Here is a 270-nt window from a genome sequence, read left to right as displayed (position 1 = left end):
TTACTGAGCAGCAGGACGAATCGGGATGAACTTAGAAATATTGTCCCGGCGGACTAACAAGACAGCAGCTTTTTTCGCATCAAGTTTTGCGACCATAGCAGCGAATTGCTTAGCATCTTTGACATCGACATTATTCAAGGTCAGGATGATGTCACCCTGTTGCAGACCTGCTTGCGCTGCGGGGCCTTCAACAGAATCGATAACCACACCGCTGGCGCCTGGCAATTCTTTCTTTTGCGCGTCGGTCATGTCGGTGACAAAAATACCTAA

Annotated in this window: 1 protein-coding gene; it reads right to left on the bottom strand. The window is 48.5% G+C overall.

Translation table 11 applies throughout. The features are described from left to right. Positions 1–270 (bottom strand): PDZ domain-containing protein (locus QN347_RS20005; protein ID WP_323494430.1); only part of this gene is annotated, 270 nt, incomplete at its 5' end.

It is taken from the genome of Sphingomonas sp. 10B4, from assembly GCF_035019905.1.
Taxonomy (GTDB): Bacteria; Pseudomonadota; Alphaproteobacteria; order Sphingomonadales; family Sphingomonadaceae; genus Sphingomonas; species Sphingomonas glacialis.
This window is presented reverse-complemented; position numbering and strand designations above follow the sequence as displayed.